Annotated in this window: 4 protein-coding genes; all 4 read left to right on the top strand. The window is 55.5% G+C overall.

Features of this window, described 5'->3' with window-relative positions; all coding sequences use genetic code 11:
- Positions 1-1,389: thioesterase domain-containing protein (locus tag E0698_RS25900; RefSeq protein WP_238354161.1), on the top strand; the 1,389-nt coding region annotated here is incomplete at its 5' end.
- Positions 1,379-3,205, top strand: coding sequence for an ABC transporter ATP-binding protein (locus E0698_RS25895; protein WP_192513384.1), 1,827 nt, complete (start codon positions 1,379-1,381; stop codon positions 3,203-3,205). The genes E0698_RS25900 and E0698_RS25895, both read left to right, overlap by 11 nt.
- Positions 3,202-4,935 (top strand): ABC transporter ATP-binding protein, encoded by a 1,734-nt coding sequence (locus tag E0698_RS25890; RefSeq protein ID WP_192513383.1) that lies wholly within the window; start codon positions 3,202-3,204, stop codon positions 4,933-4,935. Before E0698_RS25895 ends, E0698_RS25890 begins: the two co-directional genes overlap by 4 nt.
- A gap of 230 nt (positions 4,936-5,165) precedes the next feature.
- The coding region (locus E0698_RS25885; RefSeq protein ID WP_192513382.1) for a non-ribosomal peptide synthetase at positions 5,166-9,805 on the top strand (4,640 nt) is incomplete at its 3' end.

The raw sequence follows: 9,805 nt of genomic DNA, 5'->3' as shown, positions 1-9,805 counted from the left end.
CCGTTTGCGGAGGGGGAGAAACTGTACCGCTCGGGCGACTTGGCGGCTTGGCTGCCGGACGGCAACATCGAATACCTGGGCCGGATCGACCACCAGGTGAAAATCCGCGGGTACCGGATCGAGCTGGACGAAATCGAGACGCAGCTGCTGAAGATCGCCGCCGTGCAAGAAGCCAAGGTGCTCGACCGCGACGACGCGAACGGCCAAAAGCAGCTTGTCGCTTATTACGTCGCGGAAACGAGGCTGGCGGCGCATGAACTCAAGGAGGAGCTCGCCAAGCAGCTTCCGGGGTATATGATTCCTTCGCACCTCGTGCAGCTTTCGCGGATGCCGCTGACCCCGAACGGGAAAATCAACCGCAAAGCGCTGCCCGCGCCGGAGGAAGCCGCGGCCGGAGGAGCGGAATATGTCGCGCCGAGAACGCTGCTCGAAATGAAGATCGCCCGCGTCTGGCAGGATACGCTTGGCGTTCCGCAGGTCGGCGTAAAGGATAACTTTTTTGAGTTGGGTGGCAATTCGTTAAGTCTGATGAGGCTCGTTCAAGCCGTTTACGATGAAACGGGCATCGAGATACCGCTGAACCGCCAGTTCCACAATTTAACAGTTGAAGCCATGGCTTTCGGAGAGGGGGATCTGGGCCTGGATAAAGGGGGAGACTCCTTCATTAAGCTGAATAAAGCAGGAGATCTGAACGTGTTCTGCTTCCCTCCGGGCAGCGGCTTCGGCATCGGTTACCGAGAGCTCGCAAGCAGGCTCGACGGCCGGTTCGTGCTCTACGGCATTGATTTTATCGACGATGCCGTCGATTACGAGGCCATGCTGAACCGTTATGTGGACGAGATCGTCCGCATCCAGCCGGAAGGACCTTACGTGCTGCTCGGCTACTGCTTCGGAGGCAACCTGACGTTCGAGGTAGCCAAAACGATGGAGAAAAGAGGGTATTCCGTAACGGACGTGCTCATGGTGGACTCGTGGATTAAGGACACGCTGACGCCTTCCGAAACGTCGGAGAAAGAGCTTGAAGAAACGCTTGCCGATTTCGACGAAGAAGAGAAGGAATTAATGAGCAACCCGCTCGTGCGGGAGCGGGTTCATCGGAAGGTCAAAGCGACCTTGGCGTACGAAGCGCAGCTTATTAATTCCGGCACGATCCCGGCCCGGATTTACGAAATGATTGCGAAGGACAGCGAAGCGTTCCGCCTGGAGCACCAATTGCCTTCCTGGCGGGGGGCAACGACGCAAGCTTACGCCGATTACCGGCTGGAGGGCGCGCACGAGGAATTGCTGGAACTCGCGCGCGTGGAAGAAACGGCCATCGTCATCCGGGACATCTTAGAGCAAGTCAAGCGGCAGATCGAAGCGGAGGCCGGGGTACTGCATGGAAGCTGACCGCCATCCGTCTGTTCTAGAACAAGGCACAGCGGCGCCCTCCAAGCGCCAAACCGCTTACGCCGCCTGGAAAGCGTTCCGCTGGCTGATGTCCTATGTAAGCCGTCACAAAGGCTGGATGATCGTCGGTATCTTGTCCGCGATTGCCGCCGCCGTTATTGAGATATGGATGGGAAGTTTAATCGAGCAGCTGACCACCCAGGCCGAGAAGGGGGCGGGGCCAATCGTTCTGCAAATCGTGTACACGGTCTTTGTGGTCATCTTGATCGGTGTGCCGGCGAAGTTTTTCATGAGCTTCGGCGTGGAGCGAAGCAGCGCCTCTGCGGTGCAGGATATCCGCAACCATGTCATGCGTCATATCGGCAAACTCCCGGTCTCCTATTTGGAAAAGCAGCACTCCGGCGACGTATTGTCGCGGATCAACAACGACCTGCAGCTCATCCAGCAGTTTATGATTCGGGACCTCGCCCAGTGGTTTTATCATCCGCTGGTGTTCATCGGCTGTTTCGCTTATTTGATCTACCTCCAATGGGAGCTGATGCTGTACAGCCTGCTGTTATTTCCCGTAGCGCTGCTGGTTTCCCAATGGATCGGCAAGCAGTTGGAGCGGTTGACGGAGGAAGCCCAAGCGAACATGGGCCGAATGAACGTCAACCTCCAGGATACGCTTGGGGGTATGCCTATTGTAAAAAGCTACCTGCTATCCGGCATGTTATCTCGCTCCTACCAAGTGCTGCTGCAATTGACGGCCCAAAAAAAGCTGGCCGTGAAAAAGCGGGAAGCCTGGGTTAACCCGCTGCTTTCCACGCTGATGATCAGCCCGATCATTTTCGCCGTCAGTTACGGAAGCTATTTGATCTACAAAGGGCAGCTAGGCGCGGGAGAGCTGATCGCCTTCCTGTACTTGCTGAATCTGTGTCTGGAGCCGCTGGAGCATATTCCCGAGCTCATCACGCGGACGTTCGAAATGGCCGGTGCCCTGAGAAGGGTCTCCGAAATCGTCGAGCAGCCGACCGAAACGGAAAATGGCCGTTCGCTTCCGAAAGCGAGCGCCGCCCCCATCGAGTTTCAGAACGTAACCTTCGGGTATGAGGAGAGATCCCCGATCCTGCGGAATGTTAGCTTCTCGGTGCCGGAAGGGAAGACGATCGCGCTTGTCGGAGCGAGCGGCGGAGGGAAGAGCACGGTGTTTAAGCTTGTATGCGGCTTTTATCCGCTTCCGGAGGACCAGGGCGAGATCCGCGTGTTCGGCAGCCTGATCCACGGCGCCGATCCGGAGCAGCTTCGGTCGCATTTTTCCGTGGTAACCCAGGATTCATATTTGTTTAGCGGCACGATCGCTGAAAATATCGGCTACGGGCGGGAAGTAGCGTCGATGGACGAGATTATCGAAGCCGCCAAAGCCGCTCAGGCGCATTCCTTCATTATGCAGCTTCCCGACGGCTACCAGACGTATGTCGGAGAGCGCGGAGGCTTTTTGTCCGGCGGGCAGCGCCAGCGCATTGCAATGGCCCGGGCTTTTCTGAAGGATGCTCCCGTTCTGCTGCTGGACGAGCCAACGTCGGCTCTTGATCCGGAGTCGGAAAGCGCGGTTCAGGAAGCGCTGGGCGTATTGATGAAGCAGAGAACGACCATGGTTATTGCCCACCGGCTTTCTACAGTACAAAACGCCGACGAAATTTGGGTCATGGAACAGGGGAGTATTGTTGAAAAGGGCACTCATGAACAATTGCTGGAGATGAAGGGACTGTACGCCCAGTCGTACTATCAGGAATTTACCGAGTCTGCCGAACGCAGGGAGGTGGCGTACACATGAAAAAGGGCGGATGGCTCTCGCAAGTGAAAGAACTCGGCTACTTGCTGATGTTTATGAACCGCAAGCGCAAAACCCAGTACGCCATTGGCCTGGCCGTGACGGCGCTCACCCAGACATTGTTCCTGATCGCCTTCAGCTTGGTCGTACATAACTTGGTTGATTTCGCCGTGTCCCGAGATACGTCCCTGATGGTGGAAGCCTTTATTATTTTGGGCGCGGCCCTGTTCCTGGAAAATATGATTTCTCCCTGGTTCATTTACTTATACCAGCGCAGTGTCGAGCTGACTGTGCTGAATATCCGCGAACGTCTTTATGACAAGCTGTGCCGGGTGCGGCCGAGATTCCTGGAGCAGACGCACCATGGGGACTTGCTGTCGCGGGTGAACAACGACGTAACGACCGTTGAGTTTACATTCTCGCAGGTTTACTTCGTTTTGCTGCTTCAAGTTGTCTTTTGCATCGGCTCCATTGTCTCCATGGTGTTGATCGATTGGCGGTTTGCCGGCGTATCCTTCGTCATTCTGCTGCTGTCCTCCGTGGTCAGCCTGAAATTTGCGCGGGATATTCGCGCCTTGTCCGAACAAGGCTTGCAAACGCTCGGTAAAATGACCGAAAAATTCAAAGATTTTATGGGCGGCATTCAAATTGTGAAGCTGTTCCGCATCCGCACGATTTACGGCCAGTACGAGGCGTTGAACGAACAAATGACGCAGACGCTTCGGCAAACCGCGCAGAAGAACGGCATGCAGGCTGCGGTGAATCATTTTATCAGCTACGTCACGTTCTGCGGCATCATCGTCATCGGCAGTCTTCTTTATGCCTACGGACTGATGGGAATGGGAAGCGTCGCCGCCCTGGCGGTTCTGCAAGTGAATCTGACGCACGCCTTGTTGAACTTGGGGATGGTTCTGTCGATGACCCAAAATTCGCTCGCGGGCGCTCACCGGATTCAAGAGGTACTAAGAGAGGAAGAGGAACCGGAGAGTTTGGGATCTCCTCACAGCGAGCTCGTGTCGGAGGCTGCGGTGGAGTTTCGCGATGTGGAATTTTCCTATCAGGCGGATAAAAAGGTGCTTGTCGACATCTCCATGCAGGTGTTTCCCGGCCAGGTCGCCGCTATCGTGGGGGCCAGCGGCAGCGGCAAAAGTACGCTGATCAAGCTGCTGCTCGGCTTTTATCCTGTGGACAGCGGAGAAATCCTGCTCCAAGGCAAACCGTTCGGCCATTACACGCTGGACGAAATCCGCAGGCAGATTGCATACGTTCCGCAGGAGCCGTTCTTGTTTACCGGCACGATTGAGGAAAACATCCGCTACGGCAACCCGGATGCAACGGATGAAGAAGTGATCGAAGCGGCCAAAGCGGCGTACGCTCACCATTTCATTCAGGAACTTCCTGAACAGTATAAAACGCCGGTGGGAGAGAGAGGAGCGTCGTTGTCGGGCGGACAAAGGCAGCGAATTGCGATCGCCCGGGCGATTCTCAAAAACGCCCCGATTCTGCTGCTGGACGAAGCGACTTCCGCGCTGGATAACGAATCCCAGCATTGGGTACAGCAGGCCCTGAACGTATTGATGAAGGGGCGCACCACCATTCTGATCGCCCACCGTCTCAGCACCGTGGAACATGCGGATTTGATTGCCGTCATGAACCAAGGGACGGTCGTCGAGCGGGGCCGCCATCAGGACCTGCTGGCGCTCGGGGGTTATTACGCCCGGCTGTACGGCTAGACCCGCTTTACGGCGGGCGGCTTCCTGCTTGCGAATGCGACAGAGTCTTTTAGTAATCCAAGGTATGACTTTATAACCGGTAGTTACCAGAAAACGTAGACACGAAAAAGGAGGAAGAGTCCGAAGGAGCCGTTCCGGGAATGGCCTGCGCGGTTCTTCTAAGAGTGACTAAGTGACATCTAGGTACAAAGCCTATCTATAAAGAATCTCTAAACCGGGAGTGTGTCGATGTGAGAGAGAATACCAACGAGCAATATGGATTAACGCAAGCCCAGCGCCGAATATGGTTCATGGAAATTATGAATCCGGGAACGTCCATCACGATGCTTTCCGCGACCTACCAGATTACGGGCGAGATCAACACACAGCTTCTGGAGCAAGCGGCGGCAGAGATCGTCAAAACCTATGACGTTTTCCGAATCCGCATTAGCGGGGATTTGCAAAATCCAACGCAGTGGTTCGAAGAGCCGGAGAATGTCCAAGCTAGGATAAGCCGCCTCGAAATAGGCACAACCGAACAATTCTATGCTTGGGTGAAAGAAGTAAGCGAAAAACCGGCCAGCGTGTTCGACGAACACCTCTACCAATTTACGATTATCCATTTTGCGAACGGCCAAGTATGGCTCAATTTGACGGTAAATCATATTATCGCCGACGGCTTGTCCGTCAATGCTTTGCTGCATGCGGTGATGGAAAAATACCTGGAACTGCGCAAAGGCACCTCCAGCAGTTACCAGGCCCCTTCCTATCTGGATTATATTTCCGCGGAGCGTGAATATGAGCAATCGCAGCGTTATCAAAAAGGCAAGGAATACTGGCTGACGAAGTACAACACTTTGCCTGAAACGACCGGCATTAAATCGTATCCGCCATTCTCGATCGGCAGCGAATCCAATAAACTGGCCATCACTTTGGACGGTTCCCGGTATGAACGCATTCTGGCCTTCAGCGAACAATATCAGGTCAGCTTATATACGTTATTTCTGTCCGCCATGTACGCCTTATTGTACAAGCTGACCGACAGCACCGATGTTCCGGTCGGCACGGTTTTCGCCAATCGCACCAGCAAGAAGGAAAAAGAAACGATCGGCATGTTCGTCAGCACCGTGGCTACGCGGATTCGTCTGAATCCAGACAGGCACGTGCTTTCCTTGATCCAAACGGTTTCCAAGGAAAGCACGGCGGATCTGCGGTATCAGAAATACCCTTATAACCAATTGATCCAGGATTTACGCGAACAACACGGCCGCAACGATCTTTCGGGGCTGTTCCGCACGTCTCTGGAATATCTGCCTTTGAAAATCGTGGAGTACGAAGAAATCAAGGTACGCCTGGAGGCTCACTTCGCTAGGCACGAGATGGACGATTTGCTGCTGCGCTTCGACCATATGCTGAATGAAGGCCATGTAATTCTCCATGCTTCCTATCGTACCGGCCTGTTCGAGACGGCCGAGATTGATCGGATTATGGAACAGTATGTAACCGTTCTGGACCAGTTTCTTCAGACTCCCGAACTGCCGGTACGCGAGATTTCTCTGCTGAGCGATGAGGAGAGACACCGCATTCTCAACGTTTTTAACCCGCCGGTGGCAGGGCTGAGCGAGGGAGAAGCGTTTCATCGGTATGTTGAAAAGTTTGCCCGGGAAATTCCGGATCATCCGGCAGTCGTCTACATGGACAAACAGCTGACCTACGGCGAATTGAACGAACGCGCCGAGCGGCTGGCTTCTCTCCTTCGCGAACAGGGCGTGGGAAGGGAGACGATTACGGGGATCTGGGCGGAGCGTTCGGTGGAACTGCTGGTCGGGGTGCTCGCCGTTTGGAAAGCCGGCGGAGCCTATGTACCGCTGGACCCCGATTATCCGGCGGAGCGGATTGAGTACATGCTCAGCGATAGCGATGCATCGGTGCTGCTTACGCAGCGTCATCTGTTGGAGCGGGCCGGAGGTTGGTTGGCCGATGACCGGCTGAAGCTTCAAGCTGTCTATGCCATGGACGATGAACAGATTTATAACGGGGATGCCTTAGCCGTGGAATTTGAATCTGCCGGCAGCGCCCCGCAAGACTTGGCTTATGTGATTTACACCTCGGGTACGACGGGACGCCCGAAAGGCGTCATGATCGAGCACGGTAGTCTCGTGAATACGGCGGATGCGTACCGTCGCGAGTACCGGTTGGATCAGTTTCCGGTGCGGCTGCTGCAGCTGGCCAGCTTCTCGTTTGACGTGTTCGTCGGAGACATCGCGCGGACGCTGTATAACGGAGGCACGATGGTGATTGTGCCGAAGGATGACCGGATTGATCCGAACCTCTTATACGGCTGGATTCGGGACCAAAACATTACGGTATTCGAATCGACGCCTGCGCTCATCCTGCCGTTCATGCAGCATATTTATGAAGAAGGGCTGGACGTTAGCTCCATGCAGTTGCTGATTACCAGCTCGGATGCTTGCAGTGTCACCGATTACCGATTGCTGCAGGAAAGATTCGGCGGACAATTCCGCATCATCAACAGCTATGGCGTTACCGAAGCGGCCATTGACAGCAGCTTTTACGGTGAGCCGCTGGATAAGCTGCCGCCGTCGGGTCATGTGCCGATCGGCAAAGCTTGGCTGAACGCCCGGTTTTACATTGTCGATGCCGCGTTAAAGCCGGTTCCTGTAGGGGTTCCGGGCGAGCTTGTCATCGGCGGCGCCGGGGTGGCGCGCGGGTACTGGAACCGTCCGGACCTAACCGCCGAGAAGTTTGCGGACAGCCCGTTTGTGCCGGGCGAACGTCTGTACCGGACAGGCGATTTGGCCCGCTGGCTGGAAGACGGCAACGTCGACTTCATCGGCCGGATCGACTATCAGGTGAAAATTCGCGGGTTCCGGATCGAACTCGGCGAAATTGAAACGGCCCTGCTGCGTTTCCCGGGCGTCAAGCAGGCTGTGGTGACCGACCGTACGGATGAGCAGGGGCAAAAGTATTTGTGCGGCTACGTGGCGGCGGATGCTTCCTTGCAGCTGAGCGATCTGCTGTCCCAATTGAAGCAAGAGCTGCCGGCCCATATGGTCCCGGCCCGGCTGGTGTCTCTTGATAAGCTTCCGCTCACGCCGAACGGCAAAATTGACCGTAAAGCGCTGCCTGAACCGACCGGAGAGGTAGAAGCAGGCCGTGAGTATGTGGCTCCTCGCACAACGCTGGAAACAAGACTTGCTCTCATTTGGCAGCAGGTGCTGGGTATTGCGCGAGTTGGAGTCCAAGACGATTTCTTTGACTTGGGTGGTCATTCCTTGCGGGCCTCCACGCTTGTTTCCAAGATTCGGAAAGAGCTGCAAGTCGAGGTTCCGCTGCGGGAAGTTTTCCGCTACACCACGATCGAACAGCTGGCCCAAAGAATCGGCGGTTTAAGGCAGCAGGAGACGTATGAGATTACAAAGGCGGCTGAGGCCGAGTACTATCCGGTTTCATCCGAGCAAAAGCGTCTGTACGTCCTGCGCCAGCTTGACGGGGCCGAGCGCAGCTACAATATGTCGGCGGCGCTTCTTCTCGAAGGCAAGCTGGACCGCACGCGCGTCGAGCACGCGTTCCGGGCGCTGATTCAGCGCCATGAGACGCTGCGTACCGGGATCGAGCAGGTTCAAGGCGAGCTTGTCCAGCGCATCTATGACGAGGTGGAGTTTGCTGTCGATTATTTCCAGGCGAGCGAGCGGGAAGTGGACCAAGTGGTGGAAGCTTACTATCACCCGTTTGATCTGACCAAGCCGCCACTTCTTCGCATCGGCCTGATCGAAGTCGCCGAGGATCGCTACATGCTGCTGTTCGATATGCACCATATCGTCTCGGACGGCATTTCGACAGCGCTGCTCTTCGACGAGTTCAGCCGTCTGTATCGGGGCGAGGAGCTGGCTCCACTGTGTATTCAATACAAAGATTATGCCGTTTGGCAGCATTCCGAAGCTTACGGGCAGCTGCTCCAGCCACAGAAGGAGTATTGGCTCGAACAGCTGTCGGGCGAGCTGCCGGTCTTGGAGCTGCCGACGGACTTCCCGCGGCCTGCGGTGCAAAGCTTTGACGGCCGAACCGTGAAGTTTTATATCGGGAAAGAGCGGACGGAGAAGCTGAAAGAGCTGGCGGCACGGACGGGCACGACCCTGTATATGGTGCTGCTGTCGGCTTACTCCATCCTTATGCATAAATATTCGGGTCAGGAAGATCTGATCGTGGGAACGCCGATTGCCGGAAGAACGCAAGAAGAAGTGCAGCCGATCGTAGGGATGTTTATCAACACGCTGGCCATTCGCAGCCGTCCAGAGCGTTCCAAGCCGTACCTTTCGTACCTGGAAGAAATCAAGGACATCACGCTCGGGGCTTTCGAACACCAAAATTATTTGTTCGAAGACTTGGTAGAAAGTCTTCACATTCCGCGCGCGACCGGCCGGAATCCGCTCTTTGACACGTTCTTCTCCCTGCAAAATACGGAGAACGAGCAAATTGTCATCGAGGGGCTGGAGCAATCGTTTTATCCACTGGAAAACCAAACATCCAAGTTCGAGCTGCTCCTGGATATTTCGGAGCTGGACGGTCAGCTCGAATGCCGGTTGGAGTACGCTACGGCTTTGTATAAACAAGAGACCGCGGAGCGGTTCGCCAGACATTATGACAAGCTGCTCGAAACCATCGCAGCAGCGCCGGACGGGGATATTGCCTCGCTGGAAATGCTCACGGAGGAGGAAATCCGCGAGTTGGTGCGCGGTTTCAACGATTCGGAGGCGGACTACCCGCGGCAGCAGACGATTCACGGCTTGTTTGAAGAGCAGGCGGAGCTTTACCCGGACAACGTGGCCGCCGTCATGAACGAGCGGCAGCTGACCTACCGCGAGCTGAA

Source organism: Paenibacillus sp. 23TSA30-6, assembly GCF_014858585.1.
Classification (GTDB): domain Bacteria; phylum Bacillota; class Bacilli; order Paenibacillales; family Paenibacillaceae; genus Paenibacillus.
This window is presented reverse-complemented; position numbering and strand designations above follow the sequence as displayed.